This is a genomic window from Methanobrevibacter sp., assembly GCF_017431965.1.
In the GTDB taxonomy this organism is placed as follows: Archaea; Methanobacteriota; Methanobacteria; order Methanobacteriales; family Methanobacteriaceae; genus Methanocatella.
In genome coordinates this window covers 34,913-57,339 of record NZ_JAFRKB010000068.1, presented here as the reverse complement: position 1 = coordinate 57,339, position 22,427 = coordinate 34,913, and the positions used below count along the sequence as shown (strand labels likewise).

General features: G+C 32.1%; 23 protein-coding genes. 13 read left to right on the top strand and 10 right to left on the bottom strand.

Annotated elements, in window-relative coordinates:
* Window position 1: 1 nt before the first annotated feature.
* Both IJI93_RS09950 and IJI93_RS09945 read left to right on the top strand, forming a co-directional pair.
* Window positions 2-1,030 carry a cobalamin biosynthesis protein gene (locus IJI93_RS09950; RefSeq protein ID WP_292822634.1) on the top strand — a complete coding sequence of 343 codons (1,029 nt, stop codon included), beginning with the start codon at window positions 2-4 and terminating at the stop codon, window positions 1,028-1,030.
* The gene (locus IJI93_RS09945; protein ID WP_292822632.1) at window positions 1,027-2,040 is read left to right on the top strand and encodes a cobalt-precorrin 5A hydrolase; all 1,014 of its coding nucleotides are present in this window, start codon (window positions 1,027-1,029) and stop codon (window positions 2,038-2,040) included. The genes IJI93_RS09950 and IJI93_RS09945 overlap by 4 nt, the downstream gene beginning before the upstream one ends.
* A 19-nt stretch (window positions 2,041-2,059) precedes the next feature.
* Here IJI93_RS09945 and IJI93_RS09940 read toward each other — a convergent pair whose 3' ends face one another.
* Window positions 2,060-2,308 (bottom strand): UPF0147 family protein, encoded by a 249-nt coding sequence (locus IJI93_RS09940; protein WP_292822630.1) that lies wholly within the window; start codon window positions 2,306-2,308, stop codon window positions 2,060-2,062.
* Window positions 2,309-2,496: 188 nt separating this feature from the next.
* Here IJI93_RS09940 and IJI93_RS09935 point away from each other — a divergent pair, with 188 nt between their 5' ends.
* Window positions 2,497-2,658: a Met repressor gene (locus IJI93_RS09935; protein WP_292822628.1), complete on the top strand. Its 162-nt coding sequence runs from the start codon at window positions 2,497-2,499 to the stop codon at window positions 2,656-2,658.
* Here IJI93_RS09935 and IJI93_RS09930 read toward each other — a convergent pair.
* Together IJI93_RS09930 and IJI93_RS09925 are read right to left on the bottom strand one after the other, a co-directional pair.
* Window positions 2,655-3,242 (bottom strand): class II aldolase/adducin family protein, encoded by a 588-nt coding sequence (locus tag IJI93_RS09930; RefSeq protein WP_292822626.1) that lies wholly within the window; start codon window positions 3,240-3,242, stop codon window positions 2,655-2,657. The genes IJI93_RS09935 and IJI93_RS09930 overlap by 4 nt on opposite strands.
* A 12-nt stretch (window positions 3,243-3,254) precedes the next feature.
* Window positions 3,255-4,916 carry a DNA-directed DNA polymerase II small subunit gene (locus tag IJI93_RS09925; protein WP_292822624.1) on the bottom strand — a complete coding sequence of 554 codons (1,662 nt, stop codon included), beginning with the start codon at window positions 4,914-4,916 and terminating at the stop codon, window positions 3,255-3,257.
* Window positions 4,917-5,072: 156 nt separating this feature from the next.
* Here IJI93_RS09925 and IJI93_RS09920 point away from each other — a divergent pair, with 156 nt between their 5' ends.
* From IJI93_RS09920 to IJI93_RS09905, 4 genes are read left to right on the top strand one after another with little or no spacing between them, the layout of a single operon-like run.
* Window positions 5,073-5,570, top strand: a complete 498-nt coding sequence (locus IJI93_RS09920) for a hypothetical protein (protein WP_292822622.1) — start codon at window positions 5,073-5,075, stop codon at window positions 5,568-5,570.
* 7 nt (window positions 5,571-5,577) lie between these two features.
* Window positions 5,578-6,651: a precorrin-3B C(17)-methyltransferase gene (gene cobJ / locus IJI93_RS09915; RefSeq protein ID WP_292822620.1), complete on the top strand. Its 1,074-nt coding sequence runs from the start codon at window positions 5,578-5,580 to the stop codon at window positions 6,649-6,651.
* An 11-nt stretch (window positions 6,652-6,662) separates the two neighbouring features.
* Complete coding sequence (locus tag IJI93_RS09910) at window positions 6,663-7,265, top strand: potassium channel family protein (protein ID WP_292822618.1); 603 nt, start codon at window positions 6,663-6,665, stop codon at window positions 7,263-7,265.
* A 39-nt stretch (window positions 7,266-7,304) separates the two neighbouring features.
* On the top strand, window positions 7,305-8,576 hold the full coding sequence (locus IJI93_RS09905) for a magnesium transporter (protein ID WP_292822616.1): 1,272 nt from the start codon (window positions 7,305-7,307) through the stop codon (window positions 8,574-8,576).
* Here IJI93_RS09905 and IJI93_RS09900 read toward each other — a convergent pair.
* Both IJI93_RS09900 and IJI93_RS09895 read right to left on the bottom strand, forming a co-directional pair.
* On the bottom strand, window positions 8,573-9,436 hold the full coding sequence (locus IJI93_RS09900; protein WP_292822614.1) for a hypothetical protein: 864 nt from the start codon (window positions 9,434-9,436) through the stop codon (window positions 8,573-8,575). The two genes, IJI93_RS09905 and IJI93_RS09900, sit on opposite strands and share 4 nt — an antisense overlap.
* Window positions 9,436-10,365, bottom strand: coding sequence for a hypothetical protein (locus tag IJI93_RS09895; RefSeq protein WP_292822612.1), 930 nt, complete (start codon window positions 10,363-10,365; stop codon window positions 9,436-9,438). The genes IJI93_RS09900 and IJI93_RS09895 overlap by 1 nt, the downstream gene beginning before the upstream one ends.
* Before the next feature lie 172 nt (window positions 10,366-10,537).
* Between IJI93_RS09895 and IJI93_RS09890 the strand changes: the two genes are divergently transcribed.
* The 5 genes from IJI93_RS09890 (at window position 10,538) to amrS (ending at window position 14,228) form a co-directional block, all read left to right on the top strand.
* Window positions 10,538-10,936, top strand: coding sequence for a Zn-ribbon domain-containing OB-fold protein (locus tag IJI93_RS09890; protein ID WP_292822610.1), 399 nt, complete (start codon window positions 10,538-10,540; stop codon window positions 10,934-10,936).
* Window positions 10,908-11,813: a sirohydrochlorin nickelochelatase gene (gene cfbA, locus IJI93_RS09885; protein WP_292822608.1), complete on the top strand. Its 906-nt coding sequence runs from the start codon at window positions 10,908-10,910 to the stop codon at window positions 11,811-11,813. The genes IJI93_RS09890 and cfbA (IJI93_RS09885) overlap by 29 nt, the downstream gene beginning before the upstream one ends.
* Window positions 11,814-11,896: 83 nt before the next feature.
* On the top strand, window positions 11,897-12,376 hold the full coding sequence (gene cfbA / locus IJI93_RS09880; RefSeq protein ID WP_292822606.1) for a sirohydrochlorin nickelochelatase: 480 nt from the start codon (window positions 11,897-11,899) through the stop codon (window positions 12,374-12,376).
* A gap of 66 nt (window positions 12,377-12,442) precedes the next feature.
* Window positions 12,443-13,369, top strand: coding sequence for a thiamine-phosphate kinase (thiL, locus tag IJI93_RS09875; RefSeq protein WP_292822604.1), 927 nt, complete (start codon window positions 12,443-12,445; stop codon window positions 13,367-13,369).
* On the top strand, window positions 13,356-14,228 hold the full coding sequence (gene amrS / locus IJI93_RS09870) for an AmmeMemoRadiSam system radical SAM enzyme (RefSeq protein WP_366513297.1): 873 nt from the start codon (window positions 13,356-13,358) through the stop codon (window positions 14,226-14,228). The genes thiL and amrS overlap by 14 nt, the downstream gene beginning before the upstream one ends.
* Before the next feature lie 82 nt (window positions 14,229-14,310).
* On the opposite strand, the gene IJI93_RS09865 is transcribed toward amrS, so the two are convergent.
* The 4 genes from IJI93_RS09865 to IJI93_RS09850 form a co-directional block, all read right to left on the bottom strand.
* Window positions 14,311-14,847: a hypothetical protein gene (locus IJI93_RS09865; RefSeq protein ID WP_292822600.1), complete on the bottom strand. Its 537-nt coding sequence runs from the start codon at window positions 14,845-14,847 to the stop codon at window positions 14,311-14,313.
* Window positions 14,848-15,128: 281 nt separating this feature from the next.
* Window positions 15,129-16,385, bottom strand: coding sequence for a UbiD family decarboxylase (locus IJI93_RS09860; protein WP_292822598.1), 1,257 nt, complete (start codon window positions 16,383-16,385; stop codon window positions 15,129-15,131).
* 7 nt (window positions 16,386-16,392) lie between these two features.
* Window positions 16,393-17,421, bottom strand: a complete 1,029-nt coding sequence (gene purE, locus IJI93_RS09855; RefSeq protein ID WP_292822596.1) for a 5-(carboxyamino)imidazole ribonucleotide mutase — start codon at window positions 17,419-17,421, stop codon at window positions 16,393-16,395.
* A gap of 60 nt (window positions 17,422-17,481) precedes the next feature.
* On the bottom strand, window positions 17,482-19,629 hold the full coding sequence (locus IJI93_RS09850) for a Tex family protein (protein WP_292822594.1): 2,148 nt from the start codon (window positions 19,627-19,629) through the stop codon (window positions 17,482-17,484).
* 126 nt (window positions 19,630-19,755) lie between these two features.
* Between IJI93_RS09850 and IJI93_RS09845 the strand changes: the two genes are divergently transcribed.
* Window positions 19,756-21,450, top strand: a complete 1,695-nt coding sequence (locus tag IJI93_RS09845; RefSeq protein WP_292822592.1) for a glycosyltransferase — start codon at window positions 19,756-19,758, stop codon at window positions 21,448-21,450.
* 35 nt (window positions 21,451-21,485) lie between these two features.
* Here IJI93_RS09845 and mmp11 read toward each other — a convergent pair whose 3' ends face one another.
* On the bottom strand, window positions 21,486-22,424 hold the full coding sequence (mmp11, locus tag IJI93_RS09840) for a methanogenesis marker protein 11 (protein ID WP_292822591.1): 939 nt from the start codon (window positions 22,422-22,424) through the stop codon (window positions 21,486-21,488).
* Between the last annotated feature and the right edge of the window lie 3 nt (window positions 22,425-22,427).

Genomic DNA, 22,427 nt, shown 5'->3' with positions numbered 1-22,427 from the left:
TATGATTGAATATAATAACATTATTAACGAATTTATTTTCACACAGACAGGAGATATAAATTTGTTTAATTTTATTATATTTGCATTGTTATTTTCAATTGCAATAGATGTTATTTTTGGGGAGCTTCCAGGGAAAATCCATCCTGTTGTAATAATCGGATCAATAATAAGTTTCTTTAAAAAAATGTTTATTGGCATTAGAAATAGATGGTCCGGTTTTCTTCTGGTTTTATGCACAACAGTTTGTGTAAGTCTGATTTTGTTTAAAATATTTTATATTTCTAATTTCAATATTGTTTTATTGTTTATTATATTCACAATATTGTTATCATCTTCGTTTTCTATTAAGATGCTTTTAGATACGGCAATTAGTGTTGAAAATGATTTGAAAGAAAGTTTAGATAAAGCGCGTCAATCAGTTTCATATTTGGTAAGCAGAAGCACAGAAGAACTAACAGAAGGTTTCATCGTTTCAGCTACAATAGAAAGCCTGACTGAAAACATCACTGATTCCTATATTGCACCAATTTTTTATTATTTCCTTTTTGCGATAGTGATATTATTTTACCCATTTGATTATCAGCTGTATTTTTTGCTGCTGATTGCGATGATATACAGAATGTTCAATACACTTGATGCTATGGTCGGCTATAAAAATGATGAATTAATTCACATTGGGTTTTTACCTGCAAAAATGGATGATGTGCTGAATTATATTCCATCAAGAATTGCCGGATTATATGTTGTAATATCTGCATACTTGCTCAAATTAGATGGAAAAAACAGTTTTTATATAATGAGAAGAGATGCAAGGAAATGTCCAAGTCCAAATTCAGGTTATACAATGGCATCAGCTGCAGGAGCGCTCAATATTCAACTGGTAAAAAAGGACACCTACATTTTGGGTGATGAAAACAAGGATATTGAAATCGAAGACATTGAAAAAGCAGTAAGATTATCAAAATGGACAATTATATTATTTACTATAACAGTTATATTATTATTAATTTCAGTTAAAGTGATATTATGAAAATAGCTATTATTTCTGTTTCAAAAAAAGGATATGAACTATCTTTATCTTTAAAGGAAAAATTAGATTTAGATTCAACAGTAATAAAAACAGATTCATATCATAAAAATGTAAAAAAATATTTTCCGATTTTATTTTATGAATATGATGCAATAATTGCAATAATGGCATCTGGAATATTAATCAGATCAATTGCACCATTGATCGAGTCTAAGGCAACCGATCCTGCTGTTTTGAATATTGATGATAATGGCAATTTTGTTATATCAATGTTGTCCGGCCATTTGGGGGGAGCAAATAGGCTGACTCAAAAAGTTGCTGGTTTAATTGATGCAACACCTGTTATAACCACATCAACAGATGTGAACAAAAAGTTAGGAATCGATGTTTTGGCAAAAGATCTTTTTTTATCTATAGAAAATACAAATGAGATTTTATTTTTCAATAAAAGCATTCTGGATGGAAAGGAAATCGCATTGACGGTAAATCCAAATAAAAATTTCGATTACCTATTCAAATATTTAAGCGACAACGAACTTGAGATTGATATTTCCGTCAGTTATTCTTCAAAAGTGAATACTGATGAAATAATAGCCCGCTTGGAAGACCATGAATTAATATTAAAAGAACGCAAAATAGTTGTTGGAATGGGTTGTAAACGTGGAAAAGAGTGCATTAATATATATAATGCCTTAAAAAGTTCAATAAATGAATTGAATATGGACATGTCACGGATTAATCAATTAGCCTCAGCTGAAATTAAAAAAGATGAAAATGGAATGTTGGAACTTTCTGATAAATTAGATATTCCTATTAATTTTGTTGAATTGGAAAAATTGAAATTATTTGAATCTAATGATATTCAGAAGTCTGAATTTGTAAAGTCAAAATTTGGCATTTATGGCGTTTGCGAACCATCAGCACTGATTATGGCAGGATTTGATTCAAAATTAATTTATAAAAAAACTTCTTATAATGGTGTTACGATAGCAGTAGCTATTTCAAAATGAAAATAATAAAAAAAAGAAATTAGATTGATTCTAATTTAGATAAAACTTCCCAAATTAAAGTCCTTGCTTGAACAGGAATATTAGGATCGTTACTTATGTCATCTAATTTTCCTAAAACAGTACTTATTTTTACAGATTGATCTTGTTCCTCATCGTTTAATATTTCATTTGACTCACTAGCAGCTTCTCTAATATTACGAGGAACTGAATTATTTTCTGAAATAAATACAAGAATTTCTGATACTTCCTTGATAGTTTGTTCGCTCATAAATTTCCCCTCCAAAATTATTAGTAAAAAAAGTAAATGTATTAAATAGTATATATTCTGTTGAATACTTAAATATTTTTTGGTATCTTTATAAAGTTTTCTGGTTTTTATTATTATCATCAGATTAAATAATTAAATTGTTTAAATCTATAGTAAAATTTATATTAAATTAAATTGAATTATTATATATGTCAGATATTAGTAAAACAACTATAAATCTACCTGTAGATTTAAAAAAAGAATTAAAGAAAATGGCAATTGATGAAGACACTTCATTGTCTGGTTTAATCATTAAAATGATTGAAGAAGGAATGAAAAAAAGAAATAATGTTATTTCAGATGAAGATTAAATAATATCTTCAACTGAATTTAACATATATGTTACAAATTGAGTTTTTGCAGTTTCTTCAACAAAAACTGCGAGTAATTCAGCTTCTTTTAAATTTTTACCCACACATATTACACCATGTTTTTTAAGGATTAAAACGTCTTCATTACATAGGCCTTCACTTGCGTTTATGGCCAATTCATTACTGCCGGGTTTTTCATATTCGATTTCAGCAATAAATGGTGTTTTAATTTCTCCAAACCCTTCATGCCTTTTAATTCTTTTAGAAGAGTGAGCAAAACCTGTTGCATATGGGGAATGTGTGTGGACGATTCCGTAAACGTCGGGTCTTTTTTTATAGATTTCCAAGTGCATGTTGACTTCCGAAGATGGCTTTCCTTTTGTTAGAATATTTCCATCTAAATCTACTAGGACAATGTCTTTTTCATTCAATTGTGATAGGGATTTTAAAGTGGGAGTTATAGCTATTAGATCTCCATTTTCTCCTTTAAATCTAGCACTTATATTCCCGGATTTACCGGAAACCAATCCTTTGTCATAAATTTCATTTGATATATTAATAATTTCAGCAATGTTTTTTTTCATTAAATAACCTCATTATATGAATTTGAAATGCTTATATTTCCCTTTATGAAGTACAGGAACTTCAGCAGGAGTTGGTTCAATATTATAAATTTTTTGAAACTCTGTTTGGGTCTGAAAAGTACCTGAGTTAATTAAATGTATTCCTTTAAACCTTCTGTATGTGTTGATGTGTACATGTCCGGTATGGAAAACATCTGGAATTTCATCAATTACCAAATAATCCTCAAGTTCTGATGCAAGAGGTGTTCTTTCTCCATAAATTGGTGCTAAATGCCTTTTTTTAAGCAATTCTTCCATCAATAAATCGTTTCTTTCATGTGTAAATTCTTTCACAGCCATTACTAGGTCATCAAAACTACGTCCATGATAAATTAAAACATTGATTCCATCTAGAGACACTACACCAGGATTTGAGATGAATTCAACATTATCCAACTCATATAAGGCCTTTGCATATTCTTCAGGCACTGCAGGCTGTGGTTCTGCAACCCTTGAAGCGTCGTGGTTTCCAGGAGCGATAATGATTTTAATGTCGCTTCTGATATTTCCTAAAAAGTTGGCAGCTTCATTATACTGTTGGGTAATGTCTTTAATTGCAAGTTCTTTATCTTGATTTGGATAAACACCAATTCCATCTACGATATCTCCACCGATTATAAGATATTTAACGTCTTCTGCAACTTTTCTTTGTTCTTCACTGCCGTAATCACAATTTATCCAGTCTATAAATCTTTTAAATGCATCTTCCAAGAAGGTTAAACTTCCAATGTGAACATCTGATAAAAATACAATTCCAAAATCCATTTCCTTTTCCGGAACCTGTAAAACACCAGGATTGATGATTTGCTGACCGAAGGCAAATCCGCTGTCTGAGCTTTTATTTGCTATAATCCCAACAACTTCATCCCTTACTAATTTTTCAGCTTCAGCAAACAATTCTTCGTTGTTTTGTGAAAACAGAACCGAAATGTTTCCAGTATCATCCTCAAATTCAACGATTTTATGACCATTTTTACTGGATCTGATTTCCCTTACCATCAATATCATGCTTAGGCTTTCCTGAGAATCGTCAATATCGGCTACTTTTATTGGATTTCTAAGCTCAGGTCTTTTTGATAAGATGTTGTATAATTTTTCGTATCTGCTTTTGAAGTATGAAATCAGATTTTCAAGCTCTCCACTGGTGTAGGATTTTTTACTGGTGTCCTGAATTATTTTAAAGTCATATTCAACATTTGTTTTTTCCAGGTTTCTCTTAAATTGAATTTTTTCATCCTTGACGGTTTCTGAAGCTTCTAAAATAGCTTCATTAACATGTTTTTCTTTATTGTCAGTGTCTTTTTTAAGAGTTTCAATAGAAACAGGCTTTTCATTGTTTTCCATTTGTGGTGTTTTACTTTCAGCCTTTTTTTCTTCCAACTGTGGTTTATTCTCATCAGTTAATGTTTTTTGGTTTTTGTTTTCGCTTTTTTCAACATTACCACTCAGTTCATCGATAATTTCACCGCTTACAGAGATCAAATCTTTTGATGAAAATTTATCGCTTTTTAATTTAACTATCAATGAAGATGCAAAGTCTATGGGATTATCTGCATTAATAACTTTGTTAAAAGCTTCAGGTGATAGGTTGATTCCCTTTTTTGCAAATTTTAATAGAATTTTATTTGTTGACATATCAATTAAAATTTTTATTTTCTATATTAATAAACTTTGAGAATTTTATTTTTCAATTTTTTTGTCTATGGGTTATATTTATTATATATTAAAAATAGAATTTACATTATTATAATGTACTTATTAAATTAATAAGTTTAAATGACTGTGATAAAAATGGCGAATAAAATACTTAGAATTGTTTTAGTTATTGTATTATTTTTGGTATTTTTTGAAGTGGGTCTTGTTAGTTCATATACCATTGTAACTTCTGAGGTTCCTAATTTCCATGGGTTGGTGGACATGCAGATATCAAAAATCACTGAGCTTTTCAGCCCAGAAACGGTTAATGATGTTTTAGTCAAAGATCCAACTCCTCTCAATATCTCTAACAAGAAAGAGGTGGCTTCGAAGATGGAGGAACTGTCCGAGGTTGACGGTATAAATATTGACTCAATGAATATTACAACTTATGAAGACCCGGGCAATGATAATTTTACAGTAAATATTGAAGCTTTAGGTTATGAATCACCTAATTCTACTTCAGGACAAATCGTTATTAGTCAAACTCCTTCCTATAAAGTTATTGCAAAAGGAAATGCTACTTACAAAAATCATTTACTGTATGTTGATGCAAATACTTTAAAAATAAATTCAGTTTTAAAATTGTATTAGTGATATTATGATTAATGTTATTGGAATTGGCCAAAAAAGAGAAAACATGACTTTAGGGGCCATAAAGGCAATTGAAGAGTCAGATGTTATTATTGGTTATAAAAAATACATCAACCAAATTGAAGATTTAATTTCAGATAAGGAAATCATTAAAAAAGGAATGGGCGATGAAATTTATAGAGCTGAAATGGCTATTCAAAAAAGTCTTGAAGGTCAGACAGTTTCATTAATCAGTTCCGGAGATCCTGGTGTCTTTGGAATGGCAAATGTATTGTATCAAATTGTCAGTAAATATGAAGATGTAGAAATTAATGTTTATCCGGGTGTTTCTGCTGTAAATTATGCTTCAGATATACTTGGAGCCCCTTTAAATGATTTTGCAGCTATTAGTTTAAGCAATATTTTAACTCCTTTGTCCGAGATAGAAAAGAAGTTAAGATATGCACTTGAAGCAAATTTGATAATAGCCATATATAATCCATTAAGCAAAACACGTAGGGAACCATTCAAAAGGTTTAAACAGTGCGTGATAGATGTTAAAGGGGAAGATACTTTAATAGGTGTGGTTGACAGTACCTATGAGCCAGCAAAAAAAACAATTGTAAAGGTTAAAGACTTAACAGAAGACATCGTCAACATGTCCTGTACATTGATTGTTGGTAATGATTTAACTTACCAGCAGGATAATAATCTTATAACTCCAAGAGGATATGTTATAAGGTCTGATATTCATCCGTTATCACAAAATCATTATGAAAAATTTTTAAACGGCGAAGTTGCACACGGGCCAAACAGGGAGTGTGAATTTTATCCGTGCCATTGGGATGGCCAGTATTGTGACTTCTGCTATTGTCCATTTTATCCATGCGGTGATTCCTCAACCGGTGGGGAATGGATTAAAGGTAAAAACGTCTGGAACTGTAAGGACTGCCACTGGTTACATGAAAAAGAGGCAGTCGAATGTTTAAGAGAACCTTTAGAAAATATTTTGACTGAAGTCGATGACTTGAAATCAAAGAAAAAAACATTATTAAAGCTTAGAAGAGCATGCTTATTAAAAAATAATCCAAATGATCTTTAGGGGAATTTGAATTGTCAATCAAAAATCTTTTAATTGAAATGAAAAATTTATCAGAGCTCATGGTTGACTTAGCCTATTCAGCTATATTATTTAATAGTAAAGCCGCAGCTGAAGAAGTTATTGCGCTTGAAAATGAAGTCAACTCCATGAACTATGAAATTAAAAAAGAATCGTTAGTTGCAGCCAGGTCTTACGAGGATGCAGAAAAATTAACTGCACTTTTAGAGATTGCCGAAGCTGCTGAAAGTATAGCAAATGCAGCTAAAGATTTAGCTGATTTAGTGATTACAGGTTTTAAACCACATCCAGTATTTAAGATGGTTATGGAAGAATCTGATAAAAGTATTGTAAGGGTTGTCATTGAAGAAAAATCAGATTTGGCAAACAATACTTTAGGCGATTTGCTTTTAGTCAACCGTACAGGAATGAGAGTAATTGCAATTAGAAGGGGTTCATCTTGGATTTATGGGCCTGATAAAAATACTACATTACTTGCTAATGATACATTAATATTAAAAGGTACAGAAGCAGGCGCTGATTTATTGGAAAAATTGGCTGCTGGAACTTGTTCTCTTGAAGATATTCCAGATGAACTAGAAGAAGAAATTGATTAGGTAGAGTGTTTTAAATGATAATTATAGGTAGTGATATTTATGAAGGGCAGAAGTCCGCAGAAGAAGATTCGAAGTTCACTATCTGTAGTTTCTTCTATTTCTAATTTCTTTAATGAGTATAACTCTACTATTAAAGAAGGACTTATTGCACTTTTGATTTGTGCTGTTGGAGACTTAATTGCAGGTATTATACTAGGAAAAATGACATTTTTCCTTGAAACATTCCCTGGACTTTTGGTTATTATTCCTGGTGCAATCGGTATGAGGGGAAATATTTTCAGTTCTTTTGCATCTAGATTATCCACTAACTTGCACATTGGTATTATATCAGCTAAATTTGAGTTGTCAGAACAATTGAATTATAATATTTTTGCTTCATTTGTGTTAACATTAATTTTATCATTATTTTTAGGCATCGTTGCTAAATTAATGTGTTTGCTCCTGCACTATCCATCAATGTCTTTAATTGACTTCATATTAATTTGTGTAATAGCAGGCATTATCTCTAATTTAATCATGCTTCCGATAACCATGTTTGTTTCATTTAAAAGCTTTCAACATGGTTGGGATCCGGATAATATTACCAGTCCAATAATTGCCGCTTTCGGAGACTTATTTACTTTGCCAGCCATTATCTTATCAATTTTCATATTGCAGGCTTTAAATGTTAATTGGATTTTAAAGGATGTTACTCTTTTAATTATACTTTTGGTTGTTTTTGTAACATTCATTCACTGTTATAGATTGTCCGATGAAACAAAGACTATATTAAGGCAATCTACACCGGTCTTACTTTTATGTTCCTTTTTAGGATGTTCTGCTGGAGGAATTTTAAATAGTGCAGTGGAAAGCTTACTTTCAAACCCAAGCTTGCTTACTTTAATTCCACTATTTTCAGGAGAAAGCGGAAGCCTAATAAGTATTTTAGGTGCCAGATTATCTTCTGGTCTTCACTCAGGGCTTGTTGAATCAACTACCAGACCACAAGGATATGCAGTTAGTAATTTCAGTGTTTGTTTTGTATTGTCAATAGTCATATTCCCATTAATAGGTTTCCTTGCAGAAGCATCATCAGTTATTTTAAAAACTGCTGGTGTCGGGTTTGTTAAAATCATGGAAATTAGTACATTATCAGGATTAATTTTGGTATCTGTCATGGTGTTTTTAGTCTATTATATTTCAATCACTTCATACAATCATAATTTGGACCCTGACAATATTGTAATTCCAATTTCAACAAGCATCACTGATTCAATTTCAAGCCTGATTTTAATTTCCATATCCTTAATTATTTTAGGCGTTTTAATTTAATACCACGCTCTTAAAATAAATTGGCATTCGTTTGCCCTAAAATAATCATATTTTAATTTGCTTTTATCGAATGTCTTTGGAACGCATACAAGCAAGGCCTTTGCTTTTGCTTTATCGATATGAATAAATACCACGGCACTACTTTCGTCATAGAAATCTATCTCATTGTTAATGAAAACATTATCGGAAATAATAGTTTTCCAATTTTTATATTTATTACTGGATGTTGCATCAATAAAATATTTGGCATTATATTTTTCGCTTTCATCAAAGATTAGGTAATAATTGGAAGCTCTTAGATTTCCTTTAAACACTTTAAAGTAGTTACAGCTATATTTATCTTGGTCATGGTCATGATTGCATTTTCCTGAGTTTTGAAAGTTTTTAAGGACATATTTTTTATAAAAATCACATTTTACAATTCTGTTGACGGAATAAATATTATTTGCATCTTCTTCATTACCTATTTTTACACTTGAAATAATACTCTCCTTTGGAATCAGCTCCATCGAGCTTTTAATTTTAGAATTAAACAAATTTCGATATACATATTTATTATAATCGCTTTCAAAAAACATTAACTTTTCATATGAAACACTGTTGGGAATCACATGACCCTCTTCATTTACAATCGCAAGGCCTGTTCCCTTTTCATAGCTTCCCCAATTGTTTTTATTTCCAGGATTATTTATTAAATTGTCAACTATTCCCTCAATTAATGTTTCATCATGTTCATTTACCGCGTTTTTAACAATTTTTTGGGTGTTTATTTCGTTTATTGAAAGAACCACTCCCAAAATCATTAAAATTATTATTAAAGCTACGCCGATTTCAATTGTAATGTTTCCTCTGTTATCCATTATATCAACCCGTATTTTTTTCTGTGAGCATCATCTAGAATCAGGCTATTTGGATCTGATTCATTTATTTTAGCTGCATTGTAATGGTCTGAAAAGACAACATGGTCAGGACAGGAAAGCGATTCATTTTTTAAAAAGGTATGTGTTTGAATAAATACTTCAAAACCATAATGTGGACATTTTCCCTTGCCTTCCAAACGGCATAAATAACAGCTTCCATCAGCACTTTCATGAAAATAACCTTTTTTAAGACAATCGTCAAGCACTCCAGGGTCTCCATGATGGATATATGGGTCGTATGGACATTTTATAATGTACATTGGTGCTGTCGCTTCGATATAAGATTCTGGGGATTTAAAGTTATGGATAACCATATAACCCGCTATAGCATTCTTATAATGGATTTTTTCATCATAAGTTAAAATTCCAGAGGCAATTGTCAGCTTGGCTAATGGCAACGGATCTTTCAGCCCTTCCACTGAAGCGTTTCTTTCAACAATATTTGAGTATCTTATGTTGTTTTTTTGGACGTTTAACTTAACTTTGAACAATATTTTCCAGGGACTGTTTGTATTTTCCACATCAACTGTTTGTGATGATATTTTAACGCCGTATTTTTTTTCAAATTCCTTATTTTTTTCTTTTAGCAGTTTGTCCAAGTTTTTCTTAATTTGCTTTTTGCTGTCAAATATTGGCAAGCCGTTATAGACCTTTTGAGTTGCTTCAGCTATTGACTGCCTTTCAAGGACTTCCAGGTTTCTTTCGTAATCATCAATAATATATTTGAATTCATTGTTTGACTTTAATTGATTGTTTTCATTTTCAATATAATTTATACTTGTAATTATAAAAATTGAAATTAAAAGCAAAGCTATAGCTAAAACAGCAACGCTACCTACAATTAAATTTCCTTTAGAGTCGATTTTCATAATATTAAACTTTATAATAAATTTATAAGTTTATTTCTTAAGTGCGACTTCATGATTTTACACATTAATGTATTATTTTTTTTTAAAATAGCCAAAAAAAGTAATAAAAAAAATACTTATTTATATTATTGATTAGAAACTATACTTATTAGAAAATATATGGAGGATTTTCATGTCAGATACTGTTAGAACATGGCGTCATATACAACAAAGATACAATCTTATAGGTTCAAAATGTACTACATGTGGGGAATTGTTTTTTCCATCTCGTGTAGTTTGTCCAAATTGTAGAAGAAAAGGTAATCTTGAGCCTTTCCAGTTTTCAGGAAAAGGTAAAATTCACACTTTTTCAATCATAAGATCTGCGCCTGATAACTTTAAAAAATCAGCTCCTTATGCTGTAGCTGTTATTGAACTTGAAGAAGGTGCAAAATTAACTTCACAATTGGTTGATTGTGATGTTGATGAAATTGAAATTGGTGATGAAGTAGAAATGGTATTTAGGAGAATTAGAGAGGATGGAGAAGACGGAGTAATCTCATATGGATACAAATTCAAAGTTATCAAATAATACTGCTGTTATTTTAGTAAGTCACGGAAGTACTCTACCTTACGCAGAAGAAGTATTTACAGAAATCAAAGAAAAATTCATTAAAAAAACAGGAATTGCAACTGAAATAGGCTACATGAAAGTTTCAGAGCCTACTATTGCTGGAGCTGTTGATATCTTGAAAGATGAAGTCGATGATTTGGCAAGAATCATTGCACTTCCAGTATTTTTAGCTCCGGGTATCCATACAAACATTGACATTCCACAATTATTAGGTCTTGAACCTTTGGAAGTTGATCCGAGATGTCCTGATGGAAACTATCCTGAAGAACATTATCTGTCAATAGCTCGTGATGTCGATTTTGATGGAGAAATAGAACTATTGGGTTCCATTGGGCCTCGTGATGAATTATTGGATATCATCAATAAAAGAATTGGAGAAGCTTTAGCGGATTCCAAATTAGATGATGATGCAAAAACTGGAATTTTACTTGTAACTCATGGTTCCAGGCTGAATTACAATAAAGAATTTGCAACAGAACTATACAGTAAATTTGAAAAAGCTTGTGATTTACCTTCAAGTTTTGGATTTATGGAATTATGTGGTCCTAGCATCCCTGAATCTATTAATAAATTAGCAGATGAGAATGATATTGATAGATTGGTTGTCATTCCAGTATTCATTGCTCCGGGAATGCATACAACTCATGATATTCCACATATCTTAGGATTTTTGGAAGAGCATGAACATAGTCATTCACATGACCATGATGACCACGACCATGTTCACGATTTAACTCCCGTTGACTTTGATGGGGAAATACTCTATCCTGAACCTATTAAAGCGGATGATATTTTAATAGATATTTTAGTTGATATGACAAATGAAAAATTATGAATTTTTCATATATTTTTTTGAAAAATTTTTTTCTCAAGATAACTTAAGAGAATTTAACTTATAATTTAATAGAAGATGATAAAATGAGCGATAAAAAAACCGGAATTTTGCTTTTATCTCACGGTTCCAGATTAGATGAAGGTGAAGAAGTAATTAAAGCTTATAAAGATATGTATGTTGAAGAATTTCCGGAAGCAATTGTTGAGTATGGATTTATGGAAATCAGAAAACCGGGCATTCCCGAAACAATTGAAAAATTGACTTCCGAAAATGATTTGGAAAAAATCATTGTTGTGCCTGTTTTCATTGCACACGGACTTCACACAAAAAGGGACATACCAAAATTGTTAGGCATTGAAAGCGACTTTGATGAGGAATCAGTATCCGGTCATCATCACCACCATCATGACCACGACCATGACCACGGACATCATCATCACCACCATCATGACCATGATGAGGAAGAAGTTCACTTTGATGGGGAAATTGTCTTAACAGACCCTATCGGTATTGATAAACGCCTATACGAAATCATTAAAGACAGAGTTTCAGACAGTTTATAGTTCTGAAACTATTTTTTTTACTTTTTTTCTATAAAACTTATTTATTTTAAAAATTATACTAATATTATGACTCTTAAAGTCTCAGATATCGGTGAAAAGGAATTAGTAAAATATATTATTTCCAATTCAAAGGAAATTACTCCAGATGATACGGCCATTACTCAATTGAATTCTACAAATCTTATTTCAACATGTGACATGCTGATTCAGTCAAGGCATTTTCCGCAAAACATGTCCTATTTTGACATGGGGTTTAAGGCAGTGACTGTTAACGTCAGTGACCTTGCAGCAATGGGGGCCGAACCATTAGGATTTTTACTGGCTATTGCAATTCCTAAGGATTTGGAATTGGAATCCTTTAAGGATATTATAGATGGTGTTTTAAGCGCTTGTGAGCTTTATTCCATACCTCTAATAGGTGGAGATACGAATGAAGCATCTGAGATTATAATTTCCGGAACGGCGTTAGGTTTGTGTGACAATCCATTAATGAAAGATACTTATGAAATAGGTGATGTTGTTGCCGTTACAGGAGATATTGGCCATGCGGCACTGGGATTTAATTTAGATATCTTGGATAATGTCTATGTTAAAAAAGCTTTAAAGCCTATTGCCAGAATTAATGAAGGCATTGAAATAAAAAATAAGGGAGCAACTTCAGCAACAGACATTACCGACGGACTTGCAAGTGAGCTATATCTTATAAAAAAGGATTCTTTTGGATTTATGATATATGAAAATCTTTTAGGAATTTCTGATGAATACAAACAATACTGTGAAAGTTTAGATTTAAGCTATTTGGATTTGATTTTGCACGTTGGAGAAGATTTTGAATTATTGTTTACAATTCCAAAGGATAAATTAGATGATTTGGACATTGAATATAGGGTCATTGGTGAGGTAACGGATTCTGATGTTATTGAGCTTACACTTGAAAACGGATTTGTCGAACAGATAAAGAATAAGGGTTATGAGCATTATGTTAGTGAGTAACAATCTCTACAAAAAAAGCTCCAAAACACAGAAAATAAGATGTGAAATTTGTGCAAATTACTGCAAGATTGCTGATGGTCATGTCGGGATTTGCAGACAACACAAAAACATTAACGGCGAGCTATTTGATACAAGCTATGGAGTTGTTTCATCATTAAGCCCGGATCCTATTGAAAAAAAGCCGCTTAATCATTTCTTACCCGGAACCTTTACATATTCGATTGGTGGTTTTGGCTGTAACATGACTTGTTTGCATTGCCAGAACTATATGATATCACATGAATATGATAAAAATTCAAGAGGCATTAAAATAACACCAGAAGCCATTGTGAAAAATGCTATTAATTACAATTGCCAATCAATTGCTTGGACCTACAATGAACCTACGATACACTTGCCTTTCAACAAGAAAACATCCATGTTGGCGAAGGCCAATAATTTAAAAGTCATCTATGTCACTAACGGATATTTTTCCCAGCAGTCAATTGAAGAAATCTTAACGTTTGTCGATGCGTTCAACATAGACCTGAAATCGATGTCTAATGATTTCTACAAAAAGGTCTGCGGCGCGGATTTGGATGTTGTTTTGGATAACTTAAAAAGGGTTTACATGAAAGGCAAACACTTGGAAATCACAAACTTGATTATCAATGGTCATAATGATTCAATTGAGGAGATTAGTGAACTATGTGATTTTGTTTCAAATGAATTGGGTCCTGCAGTTCCATTGCATTTTTCAAGGGCATTTCCTTATTATAAAATGAGAGATATTTCTCCTACAAATCCTGAAATTTTGTTTAAGGCAAAAGAAATAGCTATTGAACATGGAATAAAAAATGTTCATTTGGGAAATATTTAAGTGATAATTTTTTTAAAGATTATAATTTAAAAAAAATAGATAAATGGCTGATAATGTAAATTAACAGCCTTTAAGTCTTTATTCATACTTCTTTATATGTATCAACAATGCTTTTTAATTCAGCTAAATCGTCACCACTTATTACAATAAGTTTAGATCCAGTATGTTTAGCAAATACATATCCTGAGTATGTAATGTTAATTTCATATTCTGCAAATGCGGATATTGGAACACCGTCAATGTTAATAATGGTCCAGTTATTGTAGGTACCATCGGTTTTTGCACCTTCAGCTGCCCAATTGTCAATGTATTCATCAATTGATGATACTACTTGTTCGCCGCTGCTTACATAAATATCAATATAATGCAAAGTATCTTCGTTTTCAGTATCGTTCCATTCTATTTCATAGTCAATTCTTTGATAACCTTCTTCTGTAGTTGTATTATTAGTGATTACTGCAGTTTCAGGTAAATCTAAAGTAAATCCATCAAAAGTGTAAGTTGCATTTGCTACTCCACCCCCACCTAAAAAGTCAAATAGACCTGCACTAGCAACGTTCATACAGCTGAACACTGCTATTACTAATATTGTCAAAGCCAATATTTTTTTCATATTCATTTAAATCACCATTTTATTTTATTTGAATCATGTTTCTATAAGGATTTATAGATTTAATTCTAAATGATATTTTAGTTGTTTTAATGTCTATGAACATTTACATATATAATTTACTAAAGCGATTAACTTAATTCAGATATTTAAAATTTAATAATAAATAATAATCAAAAATTAATTTTTTAGTATTCAAATGTTTAAGTTATGTTTTAAAATTAATCAAAATTTGAACAGTTCAATATAATTTGTATTATTGTTTAAAAAAAGTAAATAAGTGAGTTAGCCTATTCGCCAAAACTAACTCTTTCGAATTTTTCCAATGTCTTAAGTGATTTGGTTGCATCCACACCTATTTTTGTGGTTGTTCCGTCACTTTCAGCTACAGGGTCAAGTGATGATCCACGAACATTTGGCACAATCATAATGTCCCGGTCGCCTTTAACGCGTGTAGCTATTGCATATTCAACGTCTTCCGCATCAAAAACATCGACATCAGTATCCACTACAGTACAGTGTTTAAGTGAAGGGTGAGCGGACAATGCTGCCATTATTGCATTTTTCCCATCACCTTCAGTTTGCTTATTGATGGATATGACGGAATGCAGCCAGCAACAGCCTCCTTCAGTCAACACAACATTTTCAACTGTAGGAACCGCATTTTTAACGGCCTTGAATATTCTAGGTTCCTGTGGAAGACCTTGCAATAGCTTATGTTCAAAACCAGCAGGAACGATTGCATGATAATATGGATTGTCCTTTTTAATATGCATCTTTTCAAGGTTAATGATAGGCTGGTCGCGGATAATGTCATAAGTGTCAGTCAAATCAACAAAAGGACCTTCCGGGACGGTTTCTGTCACTGAAATCTTACCTTCCAGGATTATATCCGCTTGAGGAACTTCCAAATCACCACACTTAATCAATGTTAATTCTCCATTCTTAAATGCATTAGCAACTTCCATTTCATTATAATCAATCGGTATTGAAGTTGTGCTTGCAAGCAAGATTGCAGGATCCATTCCAATAGCAATTGCAATTTCCAAGTCTTTACCTGCCTTTTGAGCGTTTTGGAAGTATGTGTAAAGATTTCTTGGGACAATTCTGATGACCAGTCTTTTATTATCTAAAACCATCATCCTATGAATTGAAGCGTTTTGGATTCCGGTTTCTGGGTCACGTGCAAAGACAACGCCAGCGGTAATATATGCCCCGCCATCTCTTTTATAATGAGTTAAAATTGGGATTTTATCTAAATCAATATCTGATGTATCATATTCACCAAAATCAGTAAATTTATCTACTTTAATTGGTTTTTCCATAGCTTCAATAATTTTTTCAGTTATTTCAGATACTTCACAATTTATTGATTTGGCTATTTTTTCTCTTGTATTGCAGATTCCAGTTATTACAGGAATGTCATATCCTTTCACATTTTTAATGATTACAGTGTCTTTGGGATATTGCCTTAACACTTTTGAAATTTCAAATTCAGTTGAAAGTTCGTCTGCAATTTCAATTATATTTTCATCTTTAATGTTCATACTATCCCTATAAGTTGATTTTTTTATCTTTTAATTTGTCTAAAAGTTCTACAGTGTTTGGATTTTTAATTGAAAGAATTTCTCCCGCAAGAACTGCAGCGTTTTTACCGTTGTTTATTCCAACGGTAGCAACCGGAACTCCCGGTGGCATGCTGACTGTAGTGAGCATATAGTCATCACCATTTTCATTGGTACATGGAACTCCAATCACAGGTCTGTCGGTAAGACCTACAATTCCTCCGGTTACCTGTGAAGAGTTGGAACTTATTCCAATGAATATTTTTGCGTTTTTCATTGACTTAACATAATTAGTGAATTTTTTATTGGACCTGATTGGACAGACAACTTTCATGTCATAGCTAATTTTAAGTCTATCCAGTATGACTCCGACATTTTTTGCAGTTACAACATCGGTTTGCCTTCCAACAATTATAACTACTTCCGCATCTCTATTTTTGCACTTTTTGATGCCCTCTTCATCTATTTCAACCTTATTTATTTCAAGATTTTTAATTCTTAAGAAATCATTTTGAATGAATTTTTTATCTGTTATTTTTTGAATTATCTCTTCGTTACTTTGTTTGACTTTTTTGGCATATTCTTTTCTTAAACTAATTATTCTTTGACGTATTTCTTCATCGTGAATTGCCAAAAATTGAGCGGCCAATATTGCAGCATTATCCCCTCTGTCAATTCCAACTGTTGCTATCGGAGAGGGATAAGGCATTTGAACAATTGATTGTAAAGCATCTATTCCACCAGTTTTTACATCAACCGGGACTCCAATAACCGGTCTAGGAGTATACGCTGCAATTGCACCCGGCAAATGTGCCGCCAAACCTGCAATTCCAATAAACACTTCAATTCCTGCATCAGTACCTTGCTTAACGATTTCACGAATTAGATTCGGTGTTCTGTGTGCAGAAGCTATTTTTAAGCTGTATGGAATTTCAAGTTTTTCCAGGATATCCATACTTTTTTCCGCAATGCCAATATCAGAACCACTTCCAAGAATTATCATTATCTTTGGTGTCATTAAAAAATCCCTTCTAAAATAAATTTATTATTTACAATATAATTTTGACTTTTAAATATATTAAATTATCATACTTAGTTGGATTCGATTTCTTTTTAAATTAATATCAATAACTTTAACATCAACAATATCACCAACACTTACAATGTCAAGCGGATGTTTTACATATCTGTCAGCTACTAATTGTGAAATATGAACCAATCCATCCTGATGAACTCCAATATCTACAAACGCACCAAAATCAACAATATTTCTCACAGTTCCCTGCATTATCATTCCATCTTCCAAATCTTCAATGGATAATACGTTTTTTCTCAAAATCGGTTTTGGCATATCTTCACGAGGGTCACGCCCCGGTTTTTTAAGTTCTTTAATAATGTCTTTTAGAGTCTCCAAACCAATATCCAGTTCCTGTGAGAGTTCATCCAAGTCAACATTATCCAATTTTAAAGATTTGGAGCCAATATCTGATGTATTGTAATTTAATTTTTTAAGTAACTTCAATGTTGCACCATATGACTCGGGGTGTATTGTAGTATTGTCCAAAGGATTGTCAGGATTATCGATTTTTACAAATCCAGCACATTGTTCAAATGTTTTTTTACCTAATTTTTTAACGTTTAAAAGTTCATCTCTAGATGAAAAGCTTCCGTTTTCTTCTCTGTAGGCAACAATATTTTTTGCAGTTGTATTTCCAATTCCTGAAATGTAATTTAAGAGACTGTAGGATGCGGTGTTTAAGTCTACGCCAACTTCATTTACTACTTTTTCAACAACTCCTGTTAAGGATTCAGACAATCGTTTTTGGTTCATATCATGCTGGTATTGTCCAACCCCAATAGATTTTGGGTCAATCTTAACAAGTTCGGCCAATGGATCCTGCAATCTTCTTGCAATCGAAACGGCACTTCTCTCACCTTCGCTGAATTCCGGAAATTCTTCACTTGCTAACTTTGAGGCTGAATAAACCGATGCTCCTGCTTCATTAACAATAATGTATTCAACATCAGTTCCTTTAATAATTTCAGCAACTATTTCTTCCGATTCTCTAGATGCTGTTCCATTACCTATGGCTATTACATTAATGCCGTATTCGTCGATTAATTTTCTAACAGTATTTATGGATTCAGCAACCTTATTCTGTGGTTCTGTTGGATAGATTAATGAAGTGTCTAATACTTTTCCAGTATCATCGATTATAGCCAGTTTACAGCCAGTTCTAAAAGCAGGATCCCAGCCAAGAATTGTTTTTCCAACCAATGGACTTTCCATTAAAAGCTGGTTTAAATTTTTTGCAAATACTTCAATAGACTTTTCCTCAGCCTTTTGGGTTAGGTAATTTCTAATCTCCCGCTCAATAGCAGGTGAAATCAATCGTTTATATGAATCTTTCACTGATTCTTTTATGATAGGGGTTGTAAATTTGTTATATTCAATTTTTTCAGGTATTTTTGAAATGTTTTTTAGCATATGTCTGTTGAGGTATTTGATAATTTCCTCTTCATCACATTCAATTTTCGATTTGATGACACCTTCTTTTTCCGCCCGATTAATTGCTAGAATCCTATGTGGAGGGATTATTTTAATGTCTTCTGTGTAAGAATAATAAGTTTCATACTCTGATGAAAACTCTTTGTCTTTTGCTTTTGTTTGGATTTTACCTGTAAAAAAAGTGTTTTTCCTTATTTTTTTTCTAAAATCAGAGTTATCTGAAATTCCTTCAGCAATAATGTCTTTTGCACCTTCAATTGCCTCTTCAGGTCTTTTTACTTCATCGTTAATATAATTATTAGCTATTTTTTTAATGTCTTCTTTAATTTCTTGCTTTAGAATTATTTGTGCCAATGGTTCAAGGCCCTTTTCACGGGCAACTGTTGCTTTAGTTCTTTTTTTGCTTTTGTAAGGCCGGTATAAGTCTTCAAGTTCGACTTGTATTTTGGCGTTTAAAATCTTGTTTTTTAAGTCATCTGTAAGTTTTCCAATTTCTTCAATTCTTTTAATTGCATTTCCTTTTTTTTCTTCAAGATTTCTTAAATATTTTAATCTTTCATCAAATTTTCTTAATGTTTCGTCATTTAAAGAACCTGTAACGTCTTTCCTATATCTTGCAATGAATGGTATTGTGTTACCTTCATCAATCAATTTGATTACTTTTTTAACCTGCCAATCAGCTAGGTTCAATTCGTTTTTGAGTGTTTGAATTATCATTAAATTACTACCTTTGAAATTAAATGGGTTTCATATATCATTATAAAATTGTACTTTCAAACTAATAATATTTATAGTACTTAAATAACATAATATTAATAATTAAACTTTTAATGGTGAATTTTAGTGTATTGGTTTTTTGTACTAATTGCATTTTTGCTTGCTGGTATTAAAACTGAAAAGCCTAAGAAATATCAAAAGGTTTCAGTAATTATTCCCGCCTACAATGAGGAAGATACTGTAGCTCAAGTAGTTGAAGTTGTCAAAAAAGTTTCGTTTGTAGATGAAATCATAGTAGTTAATGACGGATCTTCTGATAATACAGAAGCCGAAGCCTTAAAGGCAGGAGCCATCGTTATTAATCACGAAACAAATAAAGGTAAAGGTCAAGCTTTATATACTGGCTATCAACAAGCCGAATGTGATATAATAGCATTCATTGATGCGGATATTTTCAATTTAACTTCAAAAAAGGTTGAAGCAATCATTAAACCAATTTTACTTGGAAAAACTGATATTACTAAAACTAAATTCGCTCGTGAAAGTGGACGTGTAACTGAACTTACTGCTAAACCACTTTTAAATTTCTTTTTCCCCGAAATTTCTTTTGAACAGCCATTAAGCGGTCAGTTTGCTGCACGTAAAGAAGTATTAAAAAAGATTAATTTTGAAAAGGATTATGGTGTTGACGTTGGTATTGTCATTGACGCTGATGTGCTTGGAATTTCTATCATGGAAGTTGACATCGGTGCTATTCAACATGACATGTCCCCTCTTGAAGATTTAAATTTGATGGCTAATGAAGTTGTAAGAACAATTATAGGCCGTGCTAACAAGTACGGTCGCGTTACAATGATTGATAACATTGGTTATTATATTCGCATGTCTATAGTTGGATTATCTTTGGTGATTTTAGGTTTATTTACAATATTTTTTGTAAAGATAGTTCCATTATTAGTAGGTGTCCTAATTTCCGTCATAGGCATTATTTTATCAATTTATTATATTATCAAAGTTATTTTAAAATCTATTGACATGTTTAGAAAGACACCTAAAGGAAATTTAATAAAGTCTTTCATTAAAATTCATTTTCCAATGATTATTTCAGTCATTATATTGTTATTGATGATTTCTACATTTATTGGTGCGGCGCATTTTGAAAATGGTGTTTTATCCATAGAACCAAACTCAAGAAACCTAATCATTTATGCCGATACGTCAACAGACAGCGCAATTTCTGTCAGAGGCCCATATACTATTGACGCGGCTATTGAAAATGAATCATATCAAATTCGCATGCCTTCGTCTGCGATGTTGACATTAAGTGCTAAAGTAAACGACACAATAGAAATAAATAACGAATTTTATACTGTTAATGAAACAAGAGATGGTGAACCGGATACACTTAGGTTACCTATTGAAGTAAAGAAATCATTAAAGGTTGAAGATGGGGATATTATTCAAGATAGCCGTTTGAAAGAAATATTTGAAGGATCTATTATTACTCATAGTCACGAAAAAGACAATTCAACATTCACAGAAAAGTTCATTGTTTCATCTAGAAGCAGAAATGCAACAACTTTTGAAGTATTAATAAATAATGTTTCTATTGCTGATTCAACAGGAATTTTTAACAATGATTCATCATATAATATCGCTATAAATGGTGAAACCGTTTATACAATGAGTAATCTGGAAAACATTAGTTTCATTAACGACGACGGTAATGAATTTAGAATAATTATTAAAGATACAAATACCACTTCAATTAAACAATTTGTAAATTCAAATCAGGATAATTTCTTGAATTTCTATATTTAAAAAAAATAGTAAAAATCTAAGAAATAATTCTTAGATTACTTTTTATCATAGGCTTTAACAGCTTCTTCCACATCATTATAAAGTCCGAGTGCTGCCAAAGCACCAACTTTGCCTTGCTCCCCAGTTACTGCAATCAAAGGAATGTTCAATTCTTTTGCAGTGGCTTCTGCAGTTTCAACATCCATCATTCCAGATTTTGTTGCTATTGAATAATCTCTTAATTTTTCAGGAATATCCAGACCCTCTAAAATAGCAATAGCTGTTTTATCGGATAAGGTGTCTCTTTTAAGAATTTCAATAACTCTATTAATTAAATCTTCTTTTTTAGATTCCTCAACAGCAAATGTAAGGGCAATTGACACGCAATTTTGGGTTTTATGAGGATTATGTGGGTATAATTGGACGATAATATGGTCTAAATATTCAAAACCTTCGTCTGCAAGTTCAACGCCTAAGTTGTGCGCCATTGTCCAAGTAGCTCCAGCATCTTTAGTATCAGTATCATCAACACCGATTACCACTTTTTGAAGTTTTGGAGTTACAACGGTGGCTTTTCCAACTTTTGAACCTCCTCCAGTTTCAATAAGTTCAATATATTTAACACCTTCACCCATTCCTCTACACATTCCAGCGCCTACACCTGCTCCCGCAAGTCCAGCATGAGTTACTTTGACTTCATCACCATCAATTACAATCTCATCTATTCCCGCAGCATTAAAACTGGCTTTTAAGTCAAGTGGGCTAGAACCAACATGACAGGAGTAAACATGCTTATTTCCGTCACGATAAGCTGAATCGATTAATTCAGAATTGTTTCGATATTGATTCAATAACCAATGAGACCCAGAGATGCAGGGATGATATTCGACAATTTCGACTTTATCACCATCTACCATAGTCAAAACTTTTTTGTATGGTGCAATCCACGGATCGTTAAATTTTTCTTTTAATTCGTTAGGTTTAAGAATTTCCATCCA

Bases quoted from the DNA above. Each gene is read 5' to 3' on its own strand.
- IJI93_RS09930 (WP_292822626.1), bottom strand. From the start codon at position 3,242: ATGAAAAAAAACATTGCTGAAATTATTAATATATCAAATGAAATTTAT.
- IJI93_RS09905 (WP_292822616.1), top strand. From the start codon at position 7,305: ATGAAGGGCAGAAGTCCGCAGAAGAAGATTCGAAGTTCACTATCTGTA.
- IJI93_RS09940 (WP_292822630.1), bottom strand. From the start codon at position 2,308: ATGAGCGAACAAACTATCAAGGAAGTATCAGAAATTCTTGTATTTATT.
- purE (WP_292822596.1), bottom strand. From the start codon at position 17,421: ATGACACCAAAGATAATGATAATTCTTGGAAGTGGTTCTGATATTGGC.
- cobJ (WP_292822620.1), top strand. From the start codon at position 5,578: ATGATTAATGTTATTGGAATTGGCCAAAAAAGAGAAAACATGACTTTA.
- IJI93_RS09850 (WP_292822594.1), bottom strand. From the start codon at position 19,629: ATGATAATTCAAACACTCAAAAACGAATTGAACCTAGCTGATTGGCAG.
- cfbA (WP_292822606.1), top strand. From the start codon at position 11,897: ATGAGCGATAAAAAAACCGGAATTTTGCTTTTATCTCACGGTTCCAGA.
- IJI93_RS09950 (WP_292822634.1), top strand. From the start codon at position 2: ATGATTGAATATAATAACATTATTAACGAATTTATTTTCACACAGACA.
- IJI93_RS09865 (WP_292822600.1), bottom strand. From the start codon at position 14,847: ATGAATATGAAAAAAATATTGGCTTTGACAATATTAGTAATAGCAGTG.
- IJI93_RS09925 (WP_292822624.1), bottom strand. From the start codon at position 4,916: ATGTCAACAAATAAAATTCTATTAAAATTTGCAAAAAAGGGAATCAAC.
- thiL (WP_292822604.1), top strand. From the start codon at position 12,443: ATGACTCTTAAAGTCTCAGATATCGGTGAAAAGGAATTAGTAAAATAT.
- IJI93_RS09895 (WP_292822612.1), bottom strand. From the start codon at position 10,365: ATGAAAATCGACTCTAAAGGAAATTTAATTGTAGGTAGCGTTGCTGTT.
- amrS (WP_366513297.1), top strand. From the start codon at position 13,356: ATGTTAGTGAGTAACAATCTCTACAAAAAAAGCTCCAAAACACAGAAA.
- IJI93_RS09935 (WP_292822628.1), top strand. From the start codon at position 2,497: ATGTCAGATATTAGTAAAACAACTATAAATCTACCTGTAGATTTAAAA.
- mmp11 (WP_292822591.1), bottom strand. From the start codon at position 22,424: ATGGAAATTCTTAAACCTAACGAATTAAAAGAAAAATTTAACGATCCG.
- IJI93_RS09860 (WP_292822598.1), bottom strand. From the start codon at position 16,385: ATGAACATTAAAGATGAAAATATAATTGAAATTGCAGACGAACTTTCA.
- cfbA (WP_292822608.1), top strand. From the start codon at position 10,908: ATGGATACAAATTCAAAGTTATCAAATAATACTGCTGTTATTTTAGTA.
- IJI93_RS09900 (WP_292822614.1), bottom strand. From the start codon at position 9,436: ATGGATAACAGAGGAAACATTACAATTGAAATCGGCGTAGCTTTAATA.
- IJI93_RS09920 (WP_292822622.1), top strand. From the start codon at position 5,073: ATGGCGAATAAAATACTTAGAATTGTTTTAGTTATTGTATTATTTTTG.
- IJI93_RS09890 (WP_292822610.1), top strand. From the start codon at position 10,538: ATGTCAGATACTGTTAGAACATGGCGTCATATACAACAAAGATACAAT.
- IJI93_RS09945 (WP_292822632.1), top strand. From the start codon at position 1,027: ATGAAAATAGCTATTATTTCTGTTTCAAAAAAAGGATATGAACTATCT.